This is a genomic window from Enterobacter cloacae complex sp. ECL414 (genome assembly GCF_021869685.1).
Lineage (GTDB): Bacteria > Pseudomonadota > Gammaproteobacteria > Enterobacterales > Enterobacteriaceae > Enterobacter > Enterobacter kobei.
Genome location: NZ_CP091481.1, coordinates 1,649,851 through 1,675,315, shown reverse-complemented (window position 1 = coordinate 1,675,315; position 25,465 = coordinate 1,649,851). Strand labels below are relative to the sequence as shown.

Genomic DNA, 25,465 nt, shown 5'->3' with positions numbered 1-25,465 from the left:
AGCTATCCTGCGTCCTTCACTAAAATAAGGCTTACTGAGAACATGGTAGATAAACGCGAATCCTATACAAAAGAAGATCTTCTTGCCTCTGGTCGCGGTGAACTGTTTGGCGCGAAAGGCCCACAGTTACCGGCCCCGAACATGCTGATGATGGACCGTGTCGTGAAAATGACCGAAACCGGCGGCAACTTCGATAAGGGTTACGTAGAAGCAGAACTCGATATCAACCCGGACCTGTGGTTCTTCGGTTGCCACTTCATTGGCGATCCGGTAATGCCTGGCTGCCTGGGCCTGGATGCCATGTGGCAGCTGGTTGGCTTCTATCTGGGCTGGCTGGGTGGTGAAGGTAAAGGCCGCGCACTGGGCGTGGGCGAAGTGAAATTCACCGGCCAGGTTCTGCCTACAGCGAAGAAAGTGACCTATCGTATTCACTTCAAGCGCATTGTTAACCGTCGCCTGATTATGGGCCTGGCGGATGGCGAAGTGCTGGTAGATGGTCGTCTGATCTATACCGCGAACGACCTGAAAGTTGGCCTGTTCCAGGACACTTCCGCATTCTGATTTTGCGTTAAGCCCTCCCTGAAAGGCGAAACCTCCGCAGTGCGGAGGTTTCTTTCTTTAAAGAGACGTTATCAGGCAATGAGTGCCCTGTCGCCGATGGCTTCTCGCCAGCCTCCAAGCCATTGTGACCTTTGATTTATCGTCTGATAAGGACACATTTCTTTAGAACGTCCAGCGATGCCGGCCTGATAACCACGTTGATGAGCCCGTTCCAGGCGATCTCGTTTCTGTCTCTTCATGCCTCGTTTCCCTCATTCTTTTGTCTGGTGGAAAGAAAACAGTGTCTGCACTAAATGTACAGGCACAGATAACGAATACCCCGAATTCATTGCAGCGTCAATGTTCAAAATTCATACGGGTGTCATATTTGTGAGCTAGCCAGAAGATCATTTGTACAAAAAGTGTGACCCGGCACAAGTAACAACCTGAAGCCAAAACGAAAAAAAAACCGCAATCAGCGACAGGCTAACTGCGGTTTTTGATGATGAATTTTACTTATGGCAGCCGGGAAATCTCCCTGGCGATACTGGCTGACTCCTGCGCCCAACCCTGAGCCAGGACTTTCACCATTTCATCATAGCCATCTTTCTGCTGCTTCAGTTCCAGATGGAAAGGACGTTTAATCAGCTGTCCCTGATGATTCAGCAGCCACTCTCCGCTGATGATAACGGCACCGTCATACCGACCATGGAAGCCCGTTACCGTGACGTTCAGCGTATCCTGATCGCTACCCAGTGGCTGGGAAGCGACAACCCAGCCCGGAAGCTGGCTGCTCAGATTTGCCACCAGCGTATTGCGCAACTGCTGATCCAGCGGGCTGGCCCACAGGTTATTGTTGGCGATGGTGTACTGTACATCGCTGGTCTGGTAGACCACCCCGTTGCCGGCCAGGTAGTCCGGCACGGCAACTTGCTCAACCCACAGCAGACGGTTGCCTTGCGAAGCGGTACTCTGGGTACCTGCCTGCGCCATCAGCGGTAGCTGATAGTAGCTTTTCGTTTCACTGCCTGAGCTACAGGCCGTGAGTACCATCGCTCCTACAATCGCTAGCCATTTTTTCATTGTTTCGCCCTCTTCGGCTCAGGATCCTTTTTATCTTTCGCTTCAAACACCAGCGCGTTGCTCTTCTCGTTGAGCGTTTTCAGAACCGGCTGCAGTTCGCGCAAGACCTGATCAAGACGCTGCATATCTGCCACCATCTTGTTGTACGCCGCCGAGCCTGGCTGGAAGCCCTGCATACTGCGGTTCAGCTCACGCAGCGTTTTCTGCATATCCTGCGGCAACTGCTGCATGCTCTGGCTTGCAGTGAGCTTATTGATGTTATCCAGCGTGGTTTGCAGGCGTTGCATCGTCGCCTGGCTCTGATGTAACGAACCTGTCGCGGCTTCAATCATTGGGTTCAGCGGCAGATTGTTAATCTTATCCAGCGTTTCCATCAGACGCTGCTGGATCTGAGCCAGTCCGCTGCTCACGGTTGGGATGATTTTATAGCCACCGAATTCACGAATGCCGGTAATCGGCGGTGCTTTCTGATAGAAATCCATATCCACATACAGCGCGCCGGTCACCAGGTTGCCGGTCTTCAACGACCCGCGCAGACCACGTTCCATCAGTTGAGAGATATGCGTGGCAATATCCTGGTTCTCGCCAATCTGGTTGATCAGACGTTCTGGTTCGATACGAATCAGCACCGGAATGCGGTAATCATCATCCAGGACCTGCTGCAGACCAGGCACAAAGAACGGTACTTGCCCAACCGTACCGAGACGAATGCCGCGGAACTCAACCGGCGCCCCCGGCTGCAGGCCACGAACGGAGTCTTTAAAGAACATCAGGAAGTCAACGTGATCGGTGTAGAGCGCATCCTGAATGCTTTTTTGATCGTCAAACAGGCGGAAAGCAGTGTTCTCCGCAACCGGCTGCCCCAGATCCAGACCTTCCGGCACGTCAAAACTTACGCCACCGCCAAACAGCGTTGTCAGGGAGCCCATTTCAACACGCATGCCTGCCGAGGTCAGATCGACCGCGATGCCGCTGTCTTTCCAGAAACGGACATTGCTGGTGACCAGACGATCGTTAGGTGCATTGATGAACAGCTGATAGCTGATGGACCTTTTCTGTGGGTCAAACGTGCTTTTCTCAACCGAACCCACACGATAACCGCGGAACAACACCGGATCGCCCGCCGTGAGCTGACCCGCTTTTTTACTGTCTAAAATCACGCGGATACCTTTTGCATCCGGCGGAGCTAGCGGCGGTGAATCCAGAAGCTGATATTGCCCCGGCTGGTTACCTTTTGTACCCGGCTGGAGTTCAATATAGGCACCTGAAAGCAGCGTTCCTAAGCCGCTGATCCCTTCACGCCCCACCTGCGGTTTAACCACCCAGAAAACAGAATCGCCATGCAGCAGTTTTTCCATGCCGGCATTCAGGCGCGCCTTGATCTCCACATGGGTTAAATCGTCGGTCAGGGTTGCGCTTTCCACCACGCCCACATCCACGCTGCGGCTTTTGATGGTCGTTTTACCGCCCTCAATCCCCTCGGCATTGGTGGTAATCAGCGTCACTTCCGGTCCCTGATGGCTGTAATGATAAAACAGGATCCAGGCACCGATCAGCGCCGTCACGATGGGGAAAATCCACACCGGTGACCAGTTTTTGACCTTCTGCACTTTCGCCTCTCCACTCTTATTTTCCATGCTCTTACTCTTCCTCATGGCTTGATTCAGGCTCACGATCCCACGATAAACGAGGGTCGAAGGTCATGGCCGCAAACATGGTCATAATCACGACCAGCGCAAACATTAAAGCCCCCATCGCGGGATAAATACTCATCAAACCGCCCATCCGCACCAGCGCAGAGAGAACGGCAATCACAAACACGTCGATCATTGACCAGCGACCAACAAACTCGACCACCTCATAAATCAGATGCATGCGTTCGCTGTCGCGCTTTCCGTGACCTTTTGCATCCCAACAGAGCCAGGCAATGGCGATCATTTTTAAGGTGGGTACCATAATACTGGCGATGAAAATCACGCCGGCGACCGGATAGGATCCTTCGCCCCAGAGCAGGATCACCCCCGCGAGGATCGTCGAGGGCATTTTGTCGCCGAGCAGGTCGGTGATCATAATCGGCAGAATATTGGCGGGCAGATACAGCATGACGGATGTCACCAGCAGCGCCATTGTCCACTGCAGGCTGTTCTTGCGACGGACGTGGCCTTTCGTTTCGCAGCGCGGACACACGTCGAGATCGGCGGGCAGCACGGCGGTACAGCACGGACAGGAACGCAGCCCCTGGCGGATACCCGGCACACCGACCTTCACCGTCTGTGCAAGCGTCGGTGCCGGAGCGATATCGTCCCACGCCCAGCGCCTGTCCACGCACTGGAAGGCGCGCAGCTGCAGGACGCAATACAGGCACCAGGGCACAAAGCTACTGCCAATCCCGACATCGCCATACGCCATCAGCTTCACGAAACTGACCAGTATCCCGGCCAGAAAGATCTCAGCCATCCCCCAGCTTTTGAGCTGGAAAAGGACACGCGCGAGCCGGATTTTCAGTGATGTCGGCATCCTGACGCGGTTGACCAGCAGAAGAATGACCACCAGGCAAAACGCCGGGACTATCTGGACAAACAGCAGAAAAAAGGTGCCGAGGCTGGCGTAATCTTCCGAGAACATCACGCCCGGGATTTCAAGCAGATCCACCTGGCTTGTCATCCCCCCCACCTTCATATAGATGAAGGGGAAGAGATTGGAGAGCAGCAGCATAAATAATGCCGCCAGTGCGTAAGCAGTGGGACGCTGCCTTGGCGCGTCCCACTCGGTCGTCAGCGTTGCGCCGCAACGTGGACACAGGGCTTTATGTCCGTGACCCAGCTCTGGCAACGCCACGAGCATATCGCATTGCGAGCATAATATATGCCTGTCGGCATGGTGCTGGTCACACATATGTTATCCCTGTTTATGCGCCGTTCTTCAGAGACTCAAGGTACTCCCAGCGCTCAAATGCTTCTTCCAGGGCTTTTTCAGCCGCGGACAGTTCAGCCAATACTTTCTGAGTATAGTCATGCGACTGGGTAAAGAATGAGGCATCAGCAACCTGTGCCTGAAGATCTTCAAGCGCCGCCTCCAGCTCTTCCAGACGCTGAGGAAGCCCCTCCAGTTCGCGCTGCAGGTTATAGCTTAGTTTAGCCGAGCTTTTCTTGACTGTTTCTGCTTTTGTTACAGCAGGTTCAGCACTTGTTTTGGACTTTGACTGTTTTTGCGCCAGAGACTGTGACTGCTGCCCTTTTGCATCGTGGTACCCGCCCACATACTGTCCAATTCGCCCTTCCCCTTCGAAGATCCAGCACTCGGTCACGGTATTATCAACGAACTGACGATCGTGGCTGACCAGCATCACGGTTCCCTGGTACCCGTCGATCAGCTCTTCCAGCAACTCCAGCGTTTCGACATCCAGATCGTTCGTCGGTTCATCGAGGATCAGCAGGTTGCTTGGCTTCAGGAACAGACGTGCCAGCAACAGGCGGTTACGTTCCCCGCCGGACAGGGCGCGAACCGGCGTCATCGCACGTTTCGGATGGAACAGGAAGTCCTGCAGGTAACCCAGCACATGGCGCGGCTTACCGTTTACCATGACCTCCTGCTTACCTTCAGCGAGGTTATCCATTACCGTGCGGTCCGGATCCAGCTCCGCGCGGTGCTGGTCGAAGTAGGCCACTTCAAGTTTGGTGCCGCAGTGAATACGGCCGCTGTCAGCCTGCAACTGACTCAGCATCAGCTTCAGTAATGTGGTTTTGCCGCAGCCGTTGGGGCCAATCAGCGCAATTTTGTCGCCGCGCTGGACCTGAGCAGAGAAATCTTTTACCAGCACTTTGCCGTCAACCTGATAGTTAACGTTTTCCATTTCGAAGACAATCTTGCCGGAGCGGGATGCCTCTTCAACCTGCATTTTGGCGCTGCCCATCACTTCGCGGCGTTCGCTGCGCTCGCGGCGCATCGCTTTCAGGGCACGCACACGGCCTTCGTTACGGGTACGGCGGGCTTTGATGCCCTGGCGGATCCAGACCTCTTCCTGCGCCAGTTTGCGGTCAAACTCAGCATTCTGCAGCTCTTCCACGCGCAGGTTTTCTTCTTTCTCCAGCAGATAGGTATCGTAATCGCCAGGATAAGTGACCAGCTTACCGCGGTCGAGATCGACAATACGGGTCGCCATATTGCGAATAAACGAACGGTCGTGCGAGATAAAGATGATGGTGCCGCTGAAGGTTTTCAGGAACCCTTCCAGCCAGTCAATGGCTTCGATATCCAGGTGGTTCGTCGGTTCGTCCAGCAGCAGCACTTTCGGCCCGCTGACCAGCGCGCGGCCCAGGGCCGCTTTACGCAGCCAGCCGCCGGAGAGCGCAGACAGCTCCATATCCGCTTCCAGACCAAGCTGTGCCAGCACTTCATTAATGCGGTTTTCAAGCTGCCACAGGCCGTGGTGATCGAGCATCTCCTGCACTTTTGCGAGCTCATTGAGATTCTTGTCGCTCGGGTCGGTCATGACCAGATGCGAAATCTCGTGATAGCGCTTCAGGTATTCCGCCTGCTCAGAGATCCCCTCCGCCACGAAGTCGTACACGCTGCCGGTGACATGGCGCGGCGGGTCCTGCTGGAGGCGGGAGACAATCAGATCCTGCTCGTACACGATGCGGCCGTCATCCAGCCCCTGCTCGCGGTTGAGGATTTTCATCAGCGTGGATTTACCCGCGCCGTTACGGCCCACCAGACAGACGCGTTCGTTATCTTCGATATGCAGCTCTGCATTATCGAGAAGCGGTGAGTCACTGAAAGAGAGCCACGCGCCGTGCATACTAATTAAAGACATTTATTATTCCTTTCAGACCGCGGTAATCAACCAGCAGTTATGGATTTGACGGTTACGGGCGAAGTCCTGAGACAGCGTTTTTTGGCTAATTTCTTGTGCTTTCAGTCCCAGGGCTGCTAAACCGTCGTGATCCATACGGAAGCCGCGTTTGTTGTTCGAGAACATAATGGTGCCGCCTTTACGCAACAGGCGCTTCAGGTCGGTCATCAGGCGCAGGTGGTCGCGTTGAACGTCAAAGCTATCCTCCATGCGCTTAGAGTTGGAGAAGGTCGGCGGATCGATAAAGATCAGGTCGAACTGTTCATCGGTATCACGCAGCCAGCCCAGCACGTCGGCCTGCATCAGGCGATGCTGGCGCCCGGTTAAACCATTCAGACGCAGGTTACGCTCGGCCCACTCCAGGTAGGTACGCGACATATCCACGGTAGTGGTGCTGCGCGCGCCGCCGAGGCCGGCATGCACACTCGCGCTACCGGTATAGGAGAACAGGTTGAGGAAATCTTTCCCCTTGCTCATCTGGCCGAGCATACGGCGGGCGATACGGTGGTCAAGGAACAGACCGGTATCGAGATAGTCGGTCAGGTTAACCCACAGGCGGGCGTTATATTCGCCCACTTCAATGTAGTCACCCTTCTCGCCCATCTTCTGGTACTGGTTTTTGCCCTTCTGACGCTCGCGGGTTTTCAGCACCAGCTTGTTCGGCGTAATGCCCAGCACGGCGATGGTGGCCGCAATCACGTCCAGCATACGCTGGCGCGCTTTTTGTGCATCAATGGTTTTTGGCGGAGCATATTCCTGAATGACAACCCAGTCGGCGTAGCGATCAACCGCCACGTTGTACTCCGGCAGGTCGGCATCGTACAGGCGGTAACATTCAATCCCTTCCTGCTTCGCCCACTTCTCGAATTTCTTCAGGTTCTTGCGCAGACGGTTGGCGTAATCTTCCGCCACGCCGGTTGGCTTACTGTCCGCCGCTTTTTCTGCCAGATGGTAGTTTTTCTGCACACAGTCCAGCGGACCGTTTTTTGCTTTAAACTGGCGATCGGCGCGCAGTTGCAGACAGCTCAACAGCTCCGGCGACGCGCTGAACAAAGACAGATTCCAGCCGCCAAAATAGTCTTTCATATTGCGGCCCAGCAGGCTGTGCAGGGCGATCAGCGCCGGTTCGCTGTCCAGACGCTCACCGTATGGCGGGTTACTGATGACGGTACCGTACGGGCCTTTCGGCAGCGGGTTGGTCAGGTTCGCGACATCTTTCACGTCGAAGGTGACCAGCTCACCGATACCCGCTCGACGGGCGTTGCTTCGCGCACGTTCAATCACGCGCGGGTCGCTGTCCGAACCATAGAAATGCGAGGTGTACTCTGCCAGGCCTTTACGCGCACGGCTCTGCGCGTCATCTTTGACCTCTTTCCAGAGGGCTTCATCATGCTGCGCCCAGCCTTTAAAGCCCCAGTGACCGCGGTGCAGCCCTGGCGCACGGTCGGTAGCCAGCATTGCGGCTTCAATCAGCAGCGTACCGGAACCACACATCGGATCGAGCAGCGGTGTGCCCGGCTGCCAGCCGGAGCGCATCACAATGGCTGCGGCAAGGGTTTCTTTGATCGGCGCCATCCCGGTGCGATCGCGATAGCCACGTAAATGCAAACCCGCGCCGCTCAGATCGAGAGAAATGCTCGCCGTGTCGCCGTTCAGCCAGACGTTGATACGCAGGTCCGGATTTTCGCGATCGACATTAGGGCGTTCCTTATTCTTACGGGTGAAGCAGTCCACAATGGCGTCTTTCACGCGCAGCGCACCGTACTGACTGTTGCGGATCTCATCGTTCACGCCGTTGAAATGCACCGCAAAGGTGGCATTTGGGGTGAAGATCTCTGTCCAGTCGATCATCTGTACGCCGGTATAGAGGTCAAGGTCGCTATAGACCTTGCACTCCTTCATCGGCAGCATGATGCGCGACGCCAGACGGCTCCACATCAGGCTCTGGTAAATAAGCCGCGTGTCGCCCTCAAAATGGACACCACCCTGAACTACCTGGCACTCTTGCGCACCCAGGGCTTCCAGTTCAGTTTTTAACAGCTCTTCCAGCCCACGGGCCGTACTGGCAAACAGAGAATTCATATCGTCACTTTTACTCTTAGAAAATTGTCGCGCATTATAGCTAATATGGCGTGTATGTCATAAAGTTGAAGGCTTATTTTCATTTGCGGGAGTATGCAGTGGCGACGTTATCCAGGCTTTTTATTCATCCGGTGAAATCCATGCGCGGCATTGGCGTTTCTCACGCACTGGCAGACATGAGCGGATTTGCCTTCGATCGTATTTTTATGGTCACCGAGCCTGACGGTACGTTCATCACCGCGCGCCAGTTCCCGCAGATGGTTCGCTTTACCCCTTCCCCGCTTCATGACGGATTGCATTTGACCGCGCCGGACGGTTCCAGCACGGTGATTCGTTTTGCTGATTTTGCGCCCGTCGACGCGCCAACGGAAGTCTGGGGTAACCATTTTACCGCGCGCATCGCCCCGGAAGAGATTAACCGCTGGCTAAGCGGCTTCTTTTCCCGCGACGTGCAGCTGCGCTGGGTGGGGCCTGAACTGACGCGCCGCGTGAAGCGCCACGATGCCGTTCCGCTCTCCTTCGCCGACGGCTTCCCGTTCCTGCTGACCAACGAGGCGTCGCTGCGTGATTTACAAAACCGCTGTAAGGCCAGCGTGCAGATGGAGCAGTTCCGTCCGAACCTGGTGGTAACCGGTGCCGATGCGTGGGAAGAAGACACCTGGAAAACGATCCGCATTGGTAGCGTCATCTTTGATGTCGTCAAGCCGTGCAGCCGCTGTATCTTTACCACCGTGAGTCCGGAAAAAGGCCAAAAGCACCCCTCTGGCGAACCGCTGAAAACGCTGCAATCGTTCCGCACCGCCCAGGATAACGGCGATGTCGATTTCGGCCAGAACCTGATCCCCCGCTCCAGCGGTGTGATCCGCGTGGGCGATGAGGTCGAAATCCTCGCCCGCGGGCCTGCGAGAGTGTACGGCGCCGGTCAGGAAGAAGAAAGCGTTGAAGTTGAGACGAACGTCGCCTCTGCCGTGGATATTCACTGGCAGGGCAAAATTATTCGTGGCAACAATCAGCAGGTGCTGCTGGAGCAACTGGAACAGGCCGGTATTCGCGTACCGTATTCTTGTCGTGCGGGAATCTGCGGATGCTGTCGTATCAAGCTGGTAGAGGGAGAGGTGACTGCGCTGAAGAAATCGGCAGTGGGAAACGACGGCACAATTCTGTGCTGTAGCTGCGTACCGAAAACATCCGTACAGCTGGAAGCTTAAACCGCCTGTTCGAGGCTGAAGGAATCGACACGCAGCTGTGGCTTCAGCCTGTCATTCATGACTTTGATCGCATCCCCTAACTGCATTACGCGCCCGGCAATCGTCACGCCGGGTTGCGCCAGCAGACAAAGCGCAGCATTTTCGCCCGGCTCCACCACTAACAAACTCACCTCTTCGGCGGTATCGCTCAGATTGACGCTGGCCGCATCACCCGTTGCTGGCGTCCAGTTCATGTCGTGCGGCAGGAAATGCCAGCTTTTCGGCATTTGCGGTTTCAGGAAACGAATCGCCACCAGCGCATTTAATACCAGCTCGGCACGCTGCTCTTTAGAGAGCACCAGATCGCGACATTTTTCTTCAAAGGAGAAATAAAGTGCAGCATCGTCAACGCAAAAGCCCGAGGGTGAAAACGCGTCCGGGGTTAACATTCGGCGGGCAAAACGAGAACGAAACAACATGCCATTGGCTAAATCGAGCATCATACGATCGTGCTCGTCGCAAAAATACCAGCGCCAGTTATCGTCAGGTTTAATTCGCATCTTTCTCTCCCGTCCCCAAACGTCCTGTACTAAAAATGTCCTGATTGTCGCTTCGTTTATAACAACATTAATAAAAGACCAGAATGTCTAAATAAGCAACAGTGACGGAATATAAAACAACCAGGGCTGGAAATAAAGCCCTGGTTGTCTGATTAAGAGAAAAGATTAGATATGCGTAACGATTTCTTTAATCAGCGGCGGTCCTTTAAAAATAAAGCCGGAATAGATTTGCACCAGCGATGCCCCTGCCGCAATCTTCTCGCGCGCAGCAATGACCGAATCGATACCGCCGACACCAATAATCGGCAAACGCCCTTTTAATTCTGCAGACAGAGCACGAATAATTTCGGTGCTTTTTAATTGTACCGGACGGCCACTTAACCCACCCGCTTCGTCACAGTTTTTCATTCCCTGAACGAGGGAGCGATCGAGCGTCGTATTGGTCGCAATAACACCATCAATATTATGGCGAACTAAACTGTCGGCAACCTGGATCAATTCTTCAGGCGAAAGATCCGGCGCGATCTTCACCGCGACCGGAACATATTTATGGTGGATCGCCTGCAGTTCATTTTGTTTATTTTTAATGGCGCTGAGAAGATCGTCCAACGCTTCGCCATATTGTAAAGAACGCAGGCCCGGGGTATTCGGCGATGAAATATTCACCGCGATGTAACCGGCATAGGCGTAGACTTTTTCCATACAAATCAGATAGTCATCTTTACCTTGCTCAACCGGCGTGTCTTTATTTTTACCGATATTAATGCCCAGCACCCCATCGAAATGGGCTTTTTTCACGTTCTCGACCAGGTGATCAACGCCGAGATTATTAAAGCCCATGCGGTTGATCAGCCCTTCGGCTTCCACCAGGCGGAACAAACGCGGCTTATCATTTCCCGGCTGTGGACGCGGGGTAACGGTACCGATTTCAATGGAGCCAAAGCCCATTGCGCCCAGGGCATCAATGCACTCGCCGTTTTTGTCCAGACCGGCCGCCAGACCCAGCGGGTTTTTAAAGGTCAGACCCATGCACTGCACAGGTTTTTCCGGCACATTCTGGCGCACCAGAGCCGCCAGAGGCGTTCCGGTAATGCGACGTAATTGCTGGAATGTCAATTCATGAGCGCGCTCAGGGTCGAGCTGGAAAAGGGCTTTACGAACGAAGGGGTAGTACATGAACTCTCCTGGATTCCCGGTGTGCAAACCGGGAGGGGATTATGGGCGATCCCGCTGCGAAAAGGAATTGACCTGCGGCAAAAAAATCAGCGTAAAACGCAAACGTTTACCTCCCGGTCTCTTTCTTATGCACTTTTTCGCATTTTAATTGCAGATAAATCATTTAGTGGAATAACCGCGCGGTGTCACACTCCTGAAAATTGTTATGAATGTTAGATAAAAGCAAACAATTGGTTATAAGGAGGAAGTATGCGCGTCATTACCCTGGCCGGAAGTCCACGATTCCCTTCGCGTTCCAGCGCCCTGCTGGAATATGCCCGTGAAAAGCTCAATGCGCTGGATGTGGAAGTGTGCCACTGGAATCTGCATAACTTCGAACCCGAAGATTTGCTGTACGCCCGTTTCGACAGCCCTGCGCTGAAAACCCTCACAGAGCAACTGAAAGAGGCAGACGGTTTAATCGTGGCGACACCGATCTATAAAGCCTCTTTTTCTGGCGCACTGAAAACCCTGCTCGATCTACTGCCGGAGCGCGCGCTGGACGGCAAAGTGGTGCTGCCGCTGGCAACGGGCGGAACGGTTGCCCATCTACTGGCGGTGGATTATGCCTTGAAACCGGTCCTGAATGCCCTGAAAGCACAAGAGATTCTTCATGGGGTTTTCGCGGACGATTCGCAGGTCATTGATTATCAACACAAGCCGCACTTTACGCCGAATCTGCAAACGCGCCTCGATGCTGCGCTGGAAACCTTCTGGCACGCGCTGCATCGCCGGGATATCCAGGCACCTGCGTTTGGCCAGCCTCAAGGAGTCGCACATGTTTAAAACCTTAACCCGCCTCGGGCTGGCTGGCCTGATGGCCTTGACCGGGCTGGCTCAGGCCGCAGAAACAGCGCCGGACAGTTTACGCATTGGCTATCAGAAAGGCAGCGTCAGTATGGTGCTGGCAAAAAGTCACCAGCTTCTGGAAAAACGCTTCCCGGACACCAAATTCTCCTGGATCGAGTTTCCTGCGGGCCCTCAGATGCTGGAAGCCCTGAACGTAGGCAGTATCGATCTTGGCAGCACAGGCGATATTCCGCCGATATTCGCCCAGGCTGCGGGGGCGGACCTCGTTTATGTCGGCGTTGAACCGCCGAAACCGAAGGCCGAAGTGATTCTGGTGCCTGAAAATAGCGAGATTAAAAGCGTTGCCGATCTAAAAGGTCATAAGGTCGCTTTTCAGAAAGGCTCCAGTTCACACAACCTGCTGCTGCGCGCTTTACAGGAGGCCGGGCTGAAATTCACGGACATTCAGCCCGTTTACCTGACTCCAGCCGACGCGCGTGCCGCGTTCCAGCAGAAGAATGTTGATGCCTGGGCTATCTGGGATCCGTACTACTCCGCAGCATTACTGCAAGGAGGCGTGCGTGTGCTGAAGGATGGCACGACGCTGAAGCAGACCGGCTCGTTCTACCTTGCCGCGCGTCCTTACGCGGAAAAGAATGGCGCATTTATTCAGAGCGTACTGGATACCTTTACGCAGGCCGACACGCTGACCCAAAGCCAGCGTCAGGAAAGTATTGCGCTGCTGGCGAAAACCATGGGCTTACCTGAACCGGTGATTGCGAGCTACCTCAGCCACCGTCCGCCGACCACCATTTCACCCGTGGATGCGCACGTCGCCGCGCTTCAGCAACAAACCGCTGACCTCTTCTATCAAAACCGCCTTGTGCCAAAACAGGTCGATATTCGCGAACGCATCTGGCAACCCGCAGGCAAAGAAGGAGCTAAATCATGAGTCTGAATCTTTTCTGGTTTTTACCCACCCACGGAGATGGCCACTATCTTGGCACTGAAGAGGGTTCCCGCCCGGTTGACCATGGCTACCTGCAGCAGATTGCACAGGCGGCGGACCGCATCGGTTTCACCGGCGTGCTGATCCCAACCGGGCGCTCATGTGAAGATGCCTGGCTGGTCGCCGCGTCGATGATCCCGGTCACCCAGCGTCTGAAGTTCCTGGTTGCGTTACGTCCAGGCGTGGTCTCCCCCACCGTGGCGGCGCGTCAGGCGGCAACGCTGGACAGACTCTCCAACGGTCGCGCCCTGTTTAACCTGGTGACGGGCAGCGATCCGCAGGAACTGGCAGGCGATGGCGTGTTCCTCGACCACACCGAGCGCTATGAGGCTTCTGCCGAGTTCACCCGCGTCTGGCGGCGCCTGCTTGAAGGTGAAACCGTCACCTTCGAAGGCAAGCATATCCACGTTCGTGACGCGAAACTCTATTTTCCGCCGGTACAACAGCCACGCCCGCCGCTCTATTTCGGCGGGTCGTCGGATGTAGCCCAGGATCTGGCAGCCGAGCAGGTCGATCTGTATCTGACCTGGGGCGAACCGCCTGAGCTGGTGAAAGAGAAAATTGCCCAGGTGCGCGCTAAAGCGGCCGCCCATGGCCGCAAGGTGCGCTTCGGTATTCGTCTGCACGTGATTGTTCGCGAAACCACTGAAGAGGCCTGGCGGGCGGCAGACCGTCTGATATCCCATCTGGACGATGAGACCATCGCAAAGGCGCAGGCCGCGTTTGCCAAAACCGACTCTGTCGGACAGCACCGAATGGCATCCCTGCACAACGGCAAGCGCGAGAAGCTGGAGATCAGCCCGAACCTGTGGGCAGGCGTTGGCCTGGTGCGCGGCGGTGCGGGCACGGCGCTGGTCGGGGACGGCCCGACCGTGGCAGCGCGGATTAATGAATACGCCGACCTCGGTATCGACAGCTTTATTCTCTCCGGTTATCCGCACCTGGAGGAGGCCTACAAAGTGGGCGAGCTGTTATTCCCGCATCTGGATGTGGCCATCCCGGAAATACCGCAGCCACAGCAGCTTCAGCTGCAGGGAGAAGCGGTGGCAAACGAATTTATCCCTCGAAAAGCCGCGCAAAGCTAAGGAGTGACCATGTCTGCCACCTCACAAAAATGGCTGCTGCGCGCCGCGCCGTGGTTTTTACCCGTCGGCATTGTGGCTCTCTGGCAGCTCGCATCATCCACCGGCTGGCTGTCGAGCCGTATTCTGCCCTCTCCTGAAGGCGTTGTAGAAGCGTTCTGGTCGCTGAGCGTCAGCGGTGAGCTGTGGCAGCATCTGGCGATCAGTTCCTGGCGCGCGGTGATTGGGTTCTCTATTGGCGGCAGCATCGGGCTGGTGCTGGGGTTGATCAGCGGTCTTTCCCGCTGGGGTGAGCGGCTGCTGGATACCTCCATTCAGATGTTGCGTAACGTGCCGCATCTGGCGCTGATCCCGCTGGTCATTCTGTGGTTTGGGATTGATGAGAGCGCGAAGATCTTCCTCGTGGCGCTGGGCACGCTGTTCCCGATTTACATTAATACCTGGCACGGCATCCGCAATATCGATCGCGGCCTGGTGGAGATGGCGCGAAGCTATGGCTTGTCGGGTTTTTCGCTCTTTCTACACGTGATCCTGCCGGGCGCACTGCCCTCCATCATGGTCGGGGTGCGTTTTGCCCTCGGCCTGATGTGGCTGACGCTGATTGTCGCGGAAACCATTTCGGCTAACTCTGGCATCGGCTACCTGGCGATGAACGCCCGCGAGTTCCTGCAAACGGACGTCGTGGTGGTTGCCATTATCCTTTATGCCCTGCTCGGCAAACTGGCCGACGTCAGCGCCCAGTGGCTGGAACGCAGCTGGCTACGCTGGAACCCGGCGTATACCCTTCAGGAGGCGAAAGCATGAATACGGCACGACTGAATCAGGGGACACCGTTACTGCTAAACGGCGTGACCAAACGCTACGGCGAAAACACCATTCTTAACGCGCTGGATCTGCATATTCCCGCCGGGCAGTTTGTGGCCATTGTCGGGCGCAGCGGCGGCGGCAAGAGTACGCTGCTGCGCCTTCTGGCCGGACTGGAATCCCCCAACGGCGGCGACATTCTGGCAGGGACAACGCCGCTGGCCACTATTCAGGACGATACCCGCATGATGTTTCAGGATGCGCGACTGCTGCCCTGGAAGACGGTGATTGATAACGTCGGGCTGGGGCTCAAAGGACACTGGCGGGATGAAGCCCGTCAGGCGCTGGCCGCCGTCGGACTGGAAAACCGCGCCGGTGAATGGCCTGCTGCGCTGTCGGGTGGGCAGAAGCAGCGCGTGGCGCTGGCACGGGCGTTGATTCATCGTCCGGGCCTGCTGTTGCTTGATGAGCCGCTCGGCGCGCTCGACGCCTTAACGCGGATCGAAATGCAGGATCTGATTGAATCCCTGTGGCAGACGCATGGATTCACGGTTCTGCTGGTCACGCATGACGTCAGCGAAGCCGTGGCGATGGCCGACCGGGTGCTGTTAATAGAAGACGGAAAAATTGGTCTGGATCTGACGGTGGATCTTCCACGTCCTCGTCGTGTCGGTTCGGCAAGACTGGCGGAGCTGGAGGCAGAAGTGCTGGATCGGGTGATGAAGCGCGGGGGAACGGAGTTACAGCGAGTTAAGGCTAATGCCTGATGCCCTCACCCCGGCCCTCTCCCACAGGGAGAGGGAGAAAACACAAAAAACGGCAACCTGGGTTGCCGTTTTGCTTTTACCTGCCCACCGGGCTTTTTTACATCACGCTAAGGCTTTCGCGATCTTCTCGTACAAATCGCCGGACAGGTTTTCCAGCCCTTTCAGCTGTTCAAGCGCGGCGCGCATTTTCGCCTGACGCTTCGCATCGTAGCGTTTCAGACGGATCAGCGGCTCAATCAGACGCGACGCCACCTGCGGGTTACGGCTGTTCAGTTCAGTCAGCATTTCCACCATGAACTGATAACCGCTACCGTCCTCCGCGTGGAACGCGGCCGGGTTGCTGCTGGCAAACGCACCAATCAGGGAACGCACGCGGTTCGGGTTACTCATGGTGAACGAACGGTGCTTCAGCAGGCTGCGGACTTTGCTGAGCGCATCGGCCGCCGGGCTGGTCGCCTGCAGAATGAACCATTTGTCCATCACCAGACCATCCTGATGCCACTTGTCGTCGTACTCCTGCATCAGCGCATCGCGGCACGGCAGTTCAGCGGCAACGCTCGCCGCCAGCGCGGCCAGCGCGTCGGTCATATTGTCCGCTTTATGATACTGCATGCTCACCAGCGTGTTCGCCAGCTCGGTTTCACCAAACGCCAGATAACGCAGGCAGGTGTTACGCAGAGAACGTTTACCAATGTCCGCGTGCTCAACGCGATAAGCATCAAGCTTATTGGCGTTATAGATGGCGAGGAATTCGTCCGCCAGTTCAGCAGCCAGCGTGCGGGTCAGCGCTTCACGCACGGCCACGATGGCAATCGGATCAATGATGTCAAACAGCTCGGCAATTTCAGTTGCCGACGGCAGGGTCAGAATTTCAGCCGCCAGCGCCGGATCAATAGATTCATCCAGCAGGATCGCACGGAACGCGTCTGCTACATGCACCGGCAGCGTCAGCGGCTGGCCCTGCTGGTAACGGTTCACGTTCAGCTTGATGTAGGTCGCCACCAGACTCTGCGCGGCATCCCAGCGGGAGAAATCGTTGCGGGCGTGACGCATCAGGAACGTCAGCTGCTGATCGCTCCACTTGTACTCCAGCTTCACCGGGGCGGAGAATTCGCACAGCAGCGCAGGCACCGGCTGGAAATAGACGTTATCGAAGATAAAGGTCTGCTCTGCCTGGGTTACGTTCAGTACGTGGTGTACCGGATGACCGCCCTTCTGCAGCGGGATCACTTTGCCTTCGTTGTCATACAGCTCAATGCTGAACGGGATGTGCAGCGGATGTTTTTCTTCCTGCTCGGCGGTTGGCGGCGTGCGCTGGCTGATGGTCAGGGTGTATTGCTCGGTTTCCGGGTTGTAGTCGTCTTTAACGGTGACAATCGGCGTCCCGGCCTGGCTGTACCAGCGGCGGAAGTGAGAGAGATCCACGTTAGAGGCATCTTCCATCGCCTGCACAAAATCGTCACAGGTCGCCGCGCTGCCGTCATGACGCTCAAAATAGAGTTGCATCCCTTTCTGGAAGTTCTCTTCGCCCAGCAGGGTGTGGATCATACGGATAATTTCAGCGCCCTTCTCATACACCGTCAGGGTGTAGAAGTTGTTCATCTCAATGACTTTATCCGGACGGATTGGGTGCGCCATTGGGCTGGCATCTTCCGCAAACTGCAGGCCGCGCATAGTGCGGACGTTGTTGATACGGTTTACCGCACGAGAGCCCAGATCGGAGCTGAACTCCTGATCGCGGAAGACGGTCAGTCCCTCTTTCAGGCTCAGTTGGAACCAGTCACGGCAGGTGACGCGGTTACCGGTCCAGTTATGGAAATACTCGTGGCCGATGACGCGTTCGATATCAAGGTAGTCTTTATCGGTAGCGGTGTCGGTACGTGCCAGTACGTATTTGGAGTTAAAGATGTTGAGACCTTTATTCTCCATCGCGCCCATGTTGAAGAAATCGACGGCGACGATCATATAGATGTCAAGGTCGTATTCGAGGCCGAAACGTTCTTCGTCCCACTTCATGGAGTTGATGAGCGAGGTCATCGCCCACGGTGCGCGGTCAAGGTTGCCACGGTCAACAAACAGCTCCAGCGCCACTTCACGCCCGGAGCGAGTTTTGAACGTATCGCGCAGCACATCAAAATCACCCGCCACCAGCGCAAAGAGGTAGCACGGTTTCGGGAACGGATCCTGCCACTGCACCCAGTGACGACCATTTTCCAGTTCGCCCTCACCGACGCGGTTACCGTTGGAGAGCAGGAACGGATAAAGCGTTTTATCGGCGATGATTTTCGTCGTGAAGCGCGCCAGGACGTCCGGGCGGTCCAGATACCAGGTGATATGGCGGAAACCTTCGGCTTCACACTGGGTACACAGAGCCACGCCTGACTGGTAAAGCCCTTCCAGCGCCGTGTTGGCTGAAGGGCTGATTTCATTCACGATGCGCAGCGTAAAGCGTTCCGGCAGGTTGTCGATGACCAGCTGGTTGCCTTCTTCTTTATAGTCTGACCAGGGTTCATCATTAATATGCAGGGAGACCAGCGTCAGGTCTTCGCCATCGAGACGCAGCGGCACGGCAGTCGCACTGTGGCGCGTCACCTGACTCACCGCCGTCACGACGGTTTTTGTGGCATCCAGGTCAAACGTCAGGTCGATATCGCTAATCAGGTATTCCGGCGCACGGTAGTCGTGGCGGTATTTGGCTTGTGGCTGTTGTGTCATAGAAAACCTTATGCATCGTTTGTCGAGTAACGTTTCAATATATTCCTGTTGCGCAAAACGCGCTATGCAGAATGTTCATCTTTTCAGGCAGAAACACCTTTTTCGCTACATTTGTATAATATGAACTCATAGTTTTTAAAATCGATAAAGATCGTCCAGGAGCGCTTTAAACAAGGGATGAGCGAGATCGAGACAAATCAAGATTTACGAACTTTAACGAACTTCATAGACCACTTTTGCCCCATCCATGCCCCACAACCCTTTTCATCGGATCGCTTATGCCATCTGGTCTACAGTCCATTTTCGCTTCGCAATACCTACCAAAAACCACCGAAAATCTAATCACTGGCTTTCATCTTCCTTGACAGACTTTATCATTGCGGTGTAAATACTGTACATAAAACCAGTACTCATGAGGTGCGTTATGTTCGTTGAACTCGTTTATGACAAAAGAAACGTTGAAGGGTTGGAGGGCGCTCAGGAGATCATTCTTGCAGAGTTGACTAAACGTGTTCATACCGTCTTCCCGGCCTCCTCTGTCCGCGTAAAGCCGATGCAGGCTAATGCAGTAAATAGCAACTGCACAAAGACAGAGAAAGAGAAGTTGAACCGGTTAATTGAGGAGATGTTTGAAGAGGTCGATATGTGGCTGGTCAAAGATTAACAAACCGATTATCTACCGTTCCGTAGATAACATGACCTGCCCCCACGATTAGATACAACACTCAGTTAGTAACGTCGGAATCTTCATTCTCAGAATGACCCTTTCTCCAGCCCGCTGCAAATTCAGACGGTGTCTGATAATTCAGCGTGGAGTGCGGGCGGCATTCGTTATAATCCTGCCGCCAGTCATTAATAATTTTCCTGGCATGAACGATATCGCTGAACCAGTGCTCATTCAAACATTCATCGCGAAATCGTCCGTTAAAGCTCTCAATAAATCCGTTCTGCGTTGGCTTGCCCGGCTGGATTAAGCGCAACTCAACACCATGCTCAAAGGCCCATTGATCCAGTGCACGGCAAGTGAACTCCGGCCCCTGGTCAGTTCTTATCGTCGCCGGATAGCCTCGAAACAGTGCAATGCTGTCCAGAATACGCGTGACCTGAACGCCTGAAATCCCAAAGGCAACAGTGACCGTCAGGCATTCCTTTGTGAAATCATCGACGCAGGTAAGACACTTGATCCTGCGACCGGTGGAAAGTGCGTCCATGACGAAATCCATCGACCAGGTCAGATTGGGCGCCGCCGGACGGAGCAGCGGCAGACGTTCTGTTGCCAGCCCTTTACGACGTCTTCTGCGTTTTACGCCCAGGCCACTGAGGTGATAAAGCCGGTACACGCGCTTATGATTAACATGAAGCCCTTCACGGCGCAGCAACTGCCAAATACGACGGTAGCCAAAACGCCTGCGCTCCAGTGCCAGCTCAGTGATGCGCCCTGATAAATGCGCATCAGCAGCCGGACGGTGAGCCTCATAGCGGCAGGTCGACAGGGATAAACCTGTAAGCCTGCAGGCACGACGTTGCGACAGACCGGTCGCATCACACATCAACATCACGGCTTCCCGCTTCTGGTCTTTCGTCAGTACTTTCGCCCAAGAGCCACCTGAAGCGCCTCTTTATCCAGCATGGCTTCGGCAAGCAGCTTCTTGAGTCTGGCGTTCTCTTCCTCAAGCGACTTCAGGCGCTTAACTTCAGGCACCTCCATACCGCCATACTTCTTACGCCAGGTGTAAAACGTGGCATCGGAAATGGCATGCTTGCGGCAGAGTTCACGGGCGGGTACCCCAGCTTCGGCTTCGCGGAGAATATTGATGATCTGTTCGTCGGAAAAACGCTTCTTCATGGGGATGTCCTCATGTGGCTTATGAAGACATTACTAACATCGGGGTGTACTAATCAACGGGGAGCAGGTCACTATCTCATCGGATGCCACCTTGGTTCATCTGTCTTTTTTAGTAGGTGTGTGTAAGATGGTTTTACATTACAGTCATTCTTTGTCTAATACATGATCAGGAGATTTGTTCAGTGAATGTTTCCGCCCGTTTTGTTATACTCTTAAATCTTGCATGCGCTGCTTTATTATTTACTCTACTCAATGCTCGGTTTGATTTATTCTGATCAGGTTCTCATTTCACTTACTTAAAATCCCTCCCAAGATTTATGCAAGTACATATTTTATATCCAATCGAGTAGTAAATCGACAATCATCAGGGAGAATAATGACTTGATAAAGGACGTGATCATAGACCATCGTCCTAATCTTCCATACACAGGTGGGTATGTTGTGTATGAACCCCCGTCCAACTAGTTCCTTACGATTACCCTTAAAGCACTTTTCATGGTGATGTTTTTCCTTGTTACATATTTGGATGCTTGTTTTAAGGCATTATTCATTGCTATTACAGTCACAGGCCTAGCTAATCCTTTAACTCGATTTGATCTACTCTGGAAAACATAAATATCAGAAGAATTGCAATCCTTTCTGCACGCAATTAACTTAGAAAGCAATAAATTTAATCTAATTGTTCGTGGCTCAAATTTTGGAGTTCCAGCCAAGTGCAGCATGTCATCTTCGATATCGGAATATCTAATAGTAATCACCCTGCTGCCTTCAGCACGGAGAGAAAACAATGTTAACCATAAGTCTGCCCAAGTTGATGAGATTTTAGACAATTCAACGTGAATAGCCCTGAACTCTTCTGGTGTAATAGAATCTGTTTTTGCCATGAATACCCCCAATGCTCACCCCAACCGCTCACCAAAATTTCAACAACTTTATTACATTCTTTCAATACTTTATTACGAAAACTGTATTAAATGTTCAATATTTTTTCCTCTGCCCCTACCGCGCCGGAAATTTCTTATACAAGGTGCACACCGCAACGTCGTAAATAATCGCTACTTGCTTTCTGTCTACGCCGTTAGCAATCAGTCGACCCGCCTGGTCCCATTGTTCCTGGGTAAGTTTCGGACGCCTGCCGCCGATTCGCCCTTTCTCACGAGCTGCTGCTAAGCCAGCGCGAGTGCGCTCCACTATCAACTCCCTCTCCATCTCGGCCAGGGCAGACATGATGTGGAAAATGAAACGCCCCATAGGGCTGGAAGTGTCGATGCTGTCCGTAAGACTTTTGAAGTGGATGCCGCGCTGCCGTAGTTCGTCGACCAGCAGTACCAGGTTCCGCATGCTTCGCCCTAGGCGATCAAGCTTCCACACCACCAGCGTGTCTCCCTCTTTCAGCGTCTTAAGAAGCTTTTTCAGCGCTGGCCGGTTAGCCACTGTTCCGCTCATTTTTTCTTCGAAAATTTGCTCACATCCTGCGCGTTCGAGTGCCTGTCGCTGAAGATCCGTATTTTGGTCATTTGTTGACACCCTTACATAGCCAATTTGCATGTTTTTCACCCAATAAATTCTGCAAAAAAATCAGATGAAGTTATCGGCAAGGCTGGTCTAGGGCAATCTATAAAACGTCGGTTTAGGAAGTAGCGCTTTATTGGATGCTCAAAGTTCCTGGGGGGATTCCGGTCAAAAGAAAGTTCTAACTGTGGGGGCTTTTGGTCTGGGGCGTGAAATTACTGAATCAGTTCCACTTAATACTATGAGCGAGTCCTACCCCTCATCGTTTATATGGTCAGTAGAGGACGCCAGCTACATGGGGGTCTCAGGAAGTCAGAGCATTACCTCAATCGTAATAGCTCGCGGAGGTAGACCAACTCGCATTCATCAAATCTACACGTTAGGGCGGACTTTCTTCAGTTACCGAACACCTACAGGGTGGCTGTATCAGGAAGCCTACACAACGGGGAACACCACTAAGGCGAGCGACGGCACGCTAAAAGCGGCCTCACCAGTTGCCCGCATAGTGACGAGTCGGGATGCATGCCAGCGCGCTGACGTAGCCGAAGATGGTTTCTCCTGGTGCGGCTGTGGGACAGCAAACGCAGAGGCGGAGGGCATAACCCTTTCTCGCCTCGAGGCGGGCGTTTACCTGCTGACAGGTTCAGCAGGACTGGCTTCAGAGGGATGGCAGCTACTGCCACCGATGGACCCTGGTGGCATGGGAGAACTTGGCGTGGTTGAAGCTGAGCAGACGGAAAGCGGAGGCCTGACAATCCGTCTTTTCAAGCAAAAATACATCCTGAGCGGTGAAGGTGAGATCATTAAAACCAAAGGTGAACCGATGGACGTGCCGGCGAACAGCTGGATCGATGTTCGCCTGGATATGCCTGACGATTCCCTGTTTAACCAGCGGATGAGCCAGGAGCCGCGACATTGATCTCTTCCTCTAATGCGCTGACGCGGATAGCCAGGGCTTTGATTGCCGCCAGCGCATCGAGCACCAGAGGATTGAGGTCGAGTGTCATTTTCCCAGACTCCTCAGCCGAGTGAACATATTGCGGATCTATCTTTTCCAGCTCCTGAGCAATAACGCCGCGGCGAATGGCTTTATCTTCATCAGCAAGGTAGTAGAAGGTCTTAAAATCCATTGCCTCGATGTTTGACAGCGATTCGTTTAAATCCAGCTCGCCAGTCACTTGCTTAAAATTAATGTCTGATGTGCCAGCAGACTGCAACTGCGCCCACGGCACTGACGATTTTGGTGTTTGAGGGTCAGTAGTTGTTAGAAAACGGCTGAATACCGCACTGCCGGAAGTAATCCACAGCTGCGCAATTCGCTGGCCGGTGTAGGAACTCTGGAAACCACAGCCATTCGCAGGAGCCCACAGAGTATTGCCATCAGCATCACTGATGAAGGATGAACTGGCATCTGTGGGCTTATTTTGGAGAACAGCACCAACCCCAAAAGCTCCCACCTGCATAACATTCCCTGCCGCAGTTCCGACGTCCTTTGTCGCACTACTTCCTAAACCGAGGTTTGTGCGAACGTCTGCAGCGTTCGTTGCACCGGTCCCGCCCTGGTCAATCGGGAGAGCACCGTTGGGCCCTTTCTGCGCCAGCTTACCGATGCCGGGGATAGTCACGGGGGTGCCGTTAATGGTTACCGTTATGCTCTGGTTTGCTGAGGTAGTAGCGAACGTCTCCCATGCGCCAATATTCTCGTCATACTCTTTAATGAGCTGAGACATGGCCTGCGCCAGCCCATCGACCGAGATATTGTCTGATACCAGAATGCCGTACTTCTGGCCGCTCAGCGCCGGTGATGCAGCAGGCGTTACCGTCATTGACGTGGCGCTGTTCACGGATGAAATCTGAAACATCTGCACCGGGTTGGACATAACGATAATTGTCTGGCCAGCGCGAACCTGGCTGGCGGGTGCCGTCCAGTTCGTTCCGGTGCCGGTTGCTGTATTTCCGTTAATGGCTATGGTGCCAGTGTTATAAAGCATATTTTCTCCAGGCAATAAAAAACCCCGCCGGGGCGAGGTTTGTTTTGAAACAGAATGAGTTATTGGCAGGTGGTGCTGGTGAACGTGTTGGCACTCACCCAGGTCCAGTTAAAGGGATAACCGGCGCGGTACTGGGTCTGATTGTTTTGTTTACGCACTCCGTAAATCTGGACACTGTTTTCCTGCCCGCCGATAAGGGCGGTACCAGAACACACAGGTTGCTGCTTCTCAATAACGCCAGCGCAACCGGAGAGCAAAACCGCCACCGCCAGGCAAAGAATCATGTTTTTCATAGTGGTTATATCCCAGGGCATTCACAAGGTTACACAATAACAATATGAATCAACGGGATATAATTGATTTGGTAGATCAATTATTCAAAATTGATCGTTGAAAACGATCAATCATAGTTGGCGCAGTTGATGGCCATGATGACGTTTCTCATGTTTGAGTACGCGACGTTTTGCAGCCCTCCGGAGGGGGTTGTCTGAGGTCTGGCAAATATCCGCGTGTTGCTTCCCTCGAGTTTTGCCATGCTCTTGTAAATTGCAGCGTAGGGCTGCGGCTGGCCACCGGCTGATATAACCCCGGTAATCAGGCCGAGCATGACGGGCATGCAGGCCCATTTCCCCGCCAAGGTTGTGTTGATGTTGTAGCCTGAGCTTGCATCCACTCCGGCAGTGCCTATGGTAACGACATCGCCGAGCGTGCGCGTCTCGTGGGTCAAAATCAGGGTCCCCGATGCATCCCACACGGCCATCCCGTAATCTGGCTTTGTCTGGGGGAAAATTGTGAAAAAATAAACGTACGCTGTGCCGGTTGCATTCGGTCTGAGAAAATCAATCGTGATGGTGTTTCCGCTTACCGTCTGAGTGATTTCCACCTCAACCGTGCAATGAACGAAGGCCACAACGGGCTGACCTGAGGGAAAGGTGTGCGTCACCTTGGTATTGAAACCCGATGTTCCCTGCAGTGCCGCTGTCTTTCGCGCCTGTAATGCAATTGGCGAGCTGTTGGCGGTAACCCACACTTCACCGCTCGTCGTCGTCAGTAAACCGCCGTACTGCGCCATTTATGCCCTCTCGATCTGGAAAATGAGAAAAGCTGCAACAGCGGGTTCAGTCCCTGCTGAGTAGTCGGCATCCCCCACTGAGGAAACCGTTGCAGTGCCACCTGAGATGGTGATCTTCCTTCTTCCCGTTCCCCACTTATCATCGTTCATGACCTGAAAGTAGGTCAGTTTGCAACCCGGTGGAAGGGCAACGGAATAAGAGCCTGTTTTCTGGTTAACGGCCAGTTGCAGATAGCCGCAAACGCTGACTGGCTTAATTCCATAGTTGTTAACCTTGCCTGATGCGTCCCATGTTTGAACACCGAAGTCCGCCATCGTATCTCCTGAAAAAAAGAGGCCCCACAAGAGGCCTCTGT

26 protein-coding genes are annotated in these 25,465 nt (G+C 54.1%); 10 read left to right on the top strand and 16 right to left on the bottom strand.

Features of this window, described 5'->3' with window-relative positions:
- Positions 1-42: 42 nt before the first annotated feature.
- Positions 43-561 carry a bifunctional 3-hydroxydecanoyl-ACP dehydratase/trans-2-decenoyl-ACP isomerase gene (gene fabA / locus L3068_RS07760; RefSeq protein ID WP_000227926.1) on the top strand — a complete coding sequence of 173 codons (519 nt, stop codon included), beginning with the start codon at positions 43-45 and terminating at the stop codon, positions 559-561.
- A gap of 71 nt (positions 562-632) precedes the next feature.
- Here the strand turns inward: fabA and rmf are convergent, their stop codons facing one another.
- The 6 genes from rmf to rlmKL all read right to left on the bottom strand — a co-directional run bounded on the left by rmf (position 633) and on the right by rlmKL (position 8,560).
- Entirely contained in the window at positions 633-800 is a 168-nt protein-coding gene (gene rmf / locus L3068_RS07755) for a ribosome modulation factor (protein WP_013097261.1), read from the bottom strand.
- Positions 801-1,056: 256 nt separating this feature from the next.
- The gene (gene pqiC / locus L3068_RS07750; protein WP_014883249.1) at positions 1,057-1,623 is read right to left on the bottom strand and encodes a membrane integrity-associated transporter subunit PqiC; all 567 of its coding nucleotides are present in this window, start codon (positions 1,621-1,623) and stop codon (positions 1,057-1,059) included.
- The gene (pqiB, locus tag L3068_RS07745) at positions 1,620-3,260 is read right to left on the bottom strand and encodes an intermembrane transport protein PqiB (RefSeq protein WP_014883248.1); all 1,641 of its coding nucleotides are present in this window, start codon (positions 3,258-3,260) and stop codon (positions 1,620-1,622) included. Before pqiB ends, pqiC begins: the two co-directional genes overlap by 4 nt.
- Before the next feature lie 4 nt (positions 3,261-3,264).
- The gene (gene pqiA, locus L3068_RS07740) at positions 3,265-4,518 is read right to left on the bottom strand and encodes a membrane integrity-associated transporter subunit PqiA (protein ID WP_014883247.1); all 1,254 of its coding nucleotides are present in this window, start codon (positions 4,516-4,518) and stop codon (positions 3,265-3,267) included.
- A 13-nt stretch (positions 4,519-4,531) separates the two neighbouring features.
- Positions 4,532-6,439, bottom strand: coding sequence for an ABC transporter ATP-binding protein (locus L3068_RS07735; RefSeq protein WP_014883246.1), 1,908 nt, complete (start codon positions 6,437-6,439; stop codon positions 4,532-4,534).
- Positions 6,440-6,451: 12 nt separating this feature from the next.
- A complete protein-coding gene (rlmKL, locus tag L3068_RS07730) occupies positions 6,452-8,560 on the bottom strand; it encodes a bifunctional 23S rRNA (guanine(2069)-N(7))-methyltransferase RlmK/23S rRNA (guanine(2445)-N(2))-methyltransferase RlmL (protein WP_117581319.1) in 2,109 nt (702 codons plus the stop codon).
- Between the two features lie 98 nt (positions 8,561-8,658).
- On the opposite strand from rlmKL, the gene L3068_RS07725 reads away from it, so the two are divergent.
- Positions 8,659-9,768 carry a YcbX family protein gene (locus L3068_RS07725; RefSeq protein WP_032637058.1) on the top strand — a complete coding sequence of 370 codons (1,110 nt, stop codon included), beginning with the start codon at positions 8,659-8,661 and terminating at the stop codon, positions 9,766-9,768.
- Here L3068_RS07725 and zapC read toward each other — a convergent pair.
- Both zapC and pyrD read right to left on the bottom strand, forming a co-directional pair.
- Complete coding sequence (gene zapC / locus L3068_RS07720) at positions 9,765-10,307, bottom strand: cell division protein ZapC (protein ID WP_050862060.1); 543 nt, start codon at positions 10,305-10,307, stop codon at positions 9,765-9,767. The two genes, L3068_RS07725 and zapC, sit on opposite strands and share 4 nt — an antisense overlap.
- A 165-nt stretch (positions 10,308-10,472) precedes the next feature.
- On the bottom strand, positions 10,473-11,483 hold the full coding sequence (pyrD, locus tag L3068_RS07715; protein ID WP_117581318.1) for a quinone-dependent dihydroorotate dehydrogenase: 1,011 nt from the start codon (positions 11,481-11,483) through the stop codon (positions 10,473-10,475).
- 249 nt (positions 11,484-11,732) lie between these two features.
- Here pyrD and ssuE point away from each other — a divergent pair, with 249 nt between their 5' ends.
- The 5 genes from ssuE to ssuB are packed head-to-tail and all read left to right on the top strand — an operon-like array spanning position 11,733 to position 15,973.
- Positions 11,733-12,308, top strand: coding sequence for an NADPH-dependent FMN reductase (gene ssuE / locus L3068_RS07710; protein ID WP_014883241.1), 576 nt, complete (start codon positions 11,733-11,735; stop codon positions 12,306-12,308).
- Positions 12,301-13,263: a sulfonate ABC transporter substrate-binding protein gene (locus tag L3068_RS07705; protein ID WP_063434374.1), complete on the top strand. Its 963-nt coding sequence runs from the start codon at positions 12,301-12,303 to the stop codon at positions 13,261-13,263. Before ssuE ends, L3068_RS07705 begins: the two co-directional genes overlap by 8 nt.
- Positions 13,260-14,405, top strand: coding sequence for an FMNH2-dependent alkanesulfonate monooxygenase (gene ssuD / locus L3068_RS07700; protein ID WP_032637061.1), 1,146 nt, complete (start codon positions 13,260-13,262; stop codon positions 14,403-14,405). The genes L3068_RS07705 and ssuD overlap by 4 nt, the downstream gene beginning before the upstream one ends.
- 9 nt (positions 14,406-14,414) lie before the next feature.
- The gene (gene ssuC / locus L3068_RS07695) at positions 14,415-15,206 is read left to right on the top strand and encodes an aliphatic sulfonate ABC transporter permease SsuC (RefSeq protein ID WP_014883238.1); all 792 of its coding nucleotides are present in this window, start codon (positions 14,415-14,417) and stop codon (positions 15,204-15,206) included.
- The gene (ssuB, locus tag L3068_RS07690) at positions 15,203-15,973 is read left to right on the top strand and encodes an aliphatic sulfonates ABC transporter ATP-binding protein (protein ID WP_014883237.1); all 771 of its coding nucleotides are present in this window, start codon (positions 15,203-15,205) and stop codon (positions 15,971-15,973) included. Before ssuC ends, ssuB begins: the two co-directional genes overlap by 4 nt.
- A gap of 102 nt (positions 15,974-16,075) precedes the next feature.
- On the opposite strand, the gene pepN is transcribed toward ssuB, so the two are convergent.
- Positions 16,076-18,688 carry an aminopeptidase N gene (gene pepN / locus L3068_RS07685; RefSeq protein WP_117581316.1) on the bottom strand — a complete coding sequence of 871 codons (2,613 nt, stop codon included), beginning with the start codon at positions 18,686-18,688 and terminating at the stop codon, positions 16,076-16,078.
- Between the two features lie 424 nt (positions 18,689-19,112).
- Here pepN and L3068_RS07680 point away from each other — a divergent pair, with 424 nt between their 5' ends.
- Positions 19,113-19,352 carry a DinI-like family protein gene (locus L3068_RS07680; protein ID WP_045617085.1) on the top strand — a complete coding sequence of 80 codons (240 nt, stop codon included), beginning with the start codon at positions 19,113-19,115 and terminating at the stop codon, positions 19,350-19,352.
- A gap of 61 nt (positions 19,353-19,413) precedes the next feature.
- On the opposite strand, the gene L3068_RS07675 is transcribed toward L3068_RS07680, so the two are convergent.
- Positions 19,414-20,534, bottom strand: a protein-coding gene (locus L3068_RS07675) for an IS3-like element ISSen4 family transposase (protein WP_236904785.1) whose coding sequence is annotated in 2 segments (ribosomal slippage) — positions 19,414-20,276 and positions 20,276-20,534 — 1,122 coding nt in all. Because the reading frame shifts where the segments join, the coding sequence is not laid out codon by codon here.
- Positions 20,535-20,650: 116 nt separating this feature from the next.
- Between L3068_RS07675 and L3068_RS25385 the strand changes: the two genes are divergently transcribed.
- On the top strand, positions 20,651-20,809 hold the full coding sequence (locus L3068_RS25385) for a hypothetical protein (RefSeq protein ID WP_487282302.1): 159 nt from the start codon (positions 20,651-20,653) through the stop codon (positions 20,807-20,809).
- Between the two features lie 186 nt (positions 20,810-20,995).
- Here L3068_RS25385 and L3068_RS07670 read toward each other — a convergent pair whose 3' ends face one another.
- Together L3068_RS07670 and L3068_RS07665 are read right to left on the bottom strand one after the other, a co-directional pair.
- Positions 20,996-21,418: a hypothetical protein gene (locus L3068_RS07670; RefSeq protein WP_045617088.1), complete on the bottom strand. Its 423-nt coding sequence runs from the start codon at positions 21,416-21,418 to the stop codon at positions 20,996-20,998.
- A gap of 115 nt (positions 21,419-21,533) precedes the next feature.
- A complete protein-coding gene (locus L3068_RS07665) occupies positions 21,534-22,082 on the bottom strand; it encodes a recombinase family protein (protein WP_117582406.1) in 549 nt (182 codons plus the stop codon).
- A gap of 385 nt (positions 22,083-22,467) precedes the next feature.
- On the opposite strand from L3068_RS07665, the gene L3068_RS07660 reads away from it, so the two are divergent.
- A complete protein-coding gene (locus L3068_RS07660; protein ID WP_214602934.1) occupies positions 22,468-22,965 on the top strand; it encodes a phage tail fiber protein in 498 nt (165 codons plus the stop codon).
- Here L3068_RS07660 and L3068_RS07655 read toward each other — a convergent pair.
- From L3068_RS07655 to L3068_RS07640, 4 genes are all read right to left on the bottom strand, one after another.
- Positions 22,931-24,037, bottom strand: coding sequence for a tail fiber domain-containing protein (locus L3068_RS07655; RefSeq protein ID WP_236904784.1), 1,107 nt, complete (start codon positions 24,035-24,037; stop codon positions 22,931-22,933). The two genes, L3068_RS07660 and L3068_RS07655, sit on opposite strands and share 35 nt — an antisense overlap.
- Before the next feature lie 59 nt (positions 24,038-24,096).
- Positions 24,097-24,330 carry a phage exclusion lipoprotein Cor gene (gene cor / locus L3068_RS07650; protein ID WP_045135225.1) on the bottom strand — a complete coding sequence of 78 codons (234 nt, stop codon included), beginning with the start codon at positions 24,328-24,330 and terminating at the stop codon, positions 24,097-24,099.
- A gap of 107 nt (positions 24,331-24,437) precedes the next feature.
- Entirely contained in the window at positions 24,438-25,109 is a 672-nt protein-coding gene (locus L3068_RS07645; protein ID WP_214602925.1) for a hypothetical protein, read from the bottom strand.
- Positions 25,110-25,424, bottom strand: coding sequence for a hypothetical protein (locus tag L3068_RS07640; RefSeq protein WP_214602924.1), 315 nt, complete (start codon positions 25,422-25,424; stop codon positions 25,110-25,112).
- Between the last annotated feature and the right edge of the window lie 41 nt (positions 25,425-25,465).

Bases quoted from the DNA above. Each gene is read 5' to 3' on its own strand.
- cor (WP_045135225.1), bottom strand. From the start codon at position 24,330: ATGAAAAACATGATTCTTTGCCTGGCGGTGGCGGTTTTGCTCTCCGGT.
- L3068_RS07640 (WP_214602924.1), bottom strand. From the start codon at position 25,424: ATGGCGGACTTCGGTGTTCAAACATGGGACGCATCAGGCAAGGTTAAC.
- rmf (WP_013097261.1), bottom strand. From the start codon at position 800: ATGAAGAGACAGAAACGAGATCGCCTGGAACGGGCTCATCAACGTGGT.
- L3068_RS07655 (WP_236904784.1), bottom strand. From the start codon at position 24,037: ATGCTTTATAACACTGGCACCATAGCCATTAACGGAAATACAGCAACC.
- ssuD (WP_032637061.1), top strand. From the start codon at position 13,260: ATGAGTCTGAATCTTTTCTGGTTTTTACCCACCCACGGAGATGGCCAC.
- ssuC (WP_014883238.1), top strand. From the start codon at position 14,415: ATGTCTGCCACCTCACAAAAATGGCTGCTGCGCGCCGCGCCGTGGTTT.
- L3068_RS07705 (WP_063434374.1), top strand. From the start codon at position 12,301: ATGTTTAAAACCTTAACCCGCCTCGGGCTGGCTGGCCTGATGGCCTTG.
- rlmKL (WP_117581319.1), bottom strand. From the start codon at position 8,560: ATGAATTCTCTGTTTGCCAGTACGGCCCGTGGGCTGGAAGAGCTGTTA.
- L3068_RS07665 (WP_117582406.1), bottom strand. From the start codon at position 22,082: ATGCAAATTGGCTATGTAAGGGTGTCAACAAATGACCAAAATACGGAT.
- pqiA (WP_014883247.1), bottom strand. From the start codon at position 4,518: ATGTGTGACCAGCACCATGCCGACAGGCATATATTATGCTCGCAATGC.
- ssuE (WP_014883241.1), top strand. From the start codon at position 11,733: ATGCGCGTCATTACCCTGGCCGGAAGTCCACGATTCCCTTCGCGTTCC.
- pepN (WP_117581316.1), bottom strand. From the start codon at position 18,688: ATGACACAACAGCCACAAGCCAAATACCGCCACGACTACCGTGCGCCG.
- fabA (WP_000227926.1), top strand. From the start codon at position 43: ATGGTAGATAAACGCGAATCCTATACAAAAGAAGATCTTCTTGCCTCT.
- zapC (WP_050862060.1), bottom strand. From the start codon at position 10,307: ATGCGAATTAAACCTGACGATAACTGGCGCTGGTATTTTTGCGACGAG.
- pyrD (WP_117581318.1), bottom strand. From the start codon at position 11,483: ATGTACTACCCCTTCGTTCGTAAAGCCCTTTTCCAGCTCGACCCTGAG.
- L3068_RS07680 (WP_045617085.1), top strand. From the start codon at position 19,113: ATGTTCGTTGAACTCGTTTATGACAAAAGAAACGTTGAAGGGTTGGAG.
- L3068_RS07670 (WP_045617088.1), bottom strand. From the start codon at position 21,418: ATGGCAAAAACAGATTCTATTACACCAGAAGAGTTCAGGGCTATTCAC.
- pqiC (WP_014883249.1), bottom strand. From the start codon at position 1,623: ATGAAAAAATGGCTAGCGATTGTAGGAGCGATGGTACTCACGGCCTGT.
- pqiB (WP_014883248.1), bottom strand. From the start codon at position 3,260: ATGGAAAATAAGAGTGGAGAGGCGAAAGTGCAGAAGGTCAAAAACTGG.
- L3068_RS07645 (WP_214602925.1), bottom strand. From the start codon at position 25,109: ATGGCGCAGTACGGCGGTTTACTGACGACGACGAGCGGTGAAGTGTGG.
- L3068_RS07735 (WP_014883246.1), bottom strand. From the start codon at position 6,439: ATGTCTTTAATTAGTATGCACGGCGCGTGGCTCTCTTTCAGTGACTCA.
- ssuB (WP_014883237.1), top strand. From the start codon at position 15,203: ATGAATACGGCACGACTGAATCAGGGGACACCGTTACTGCTAAACGGC.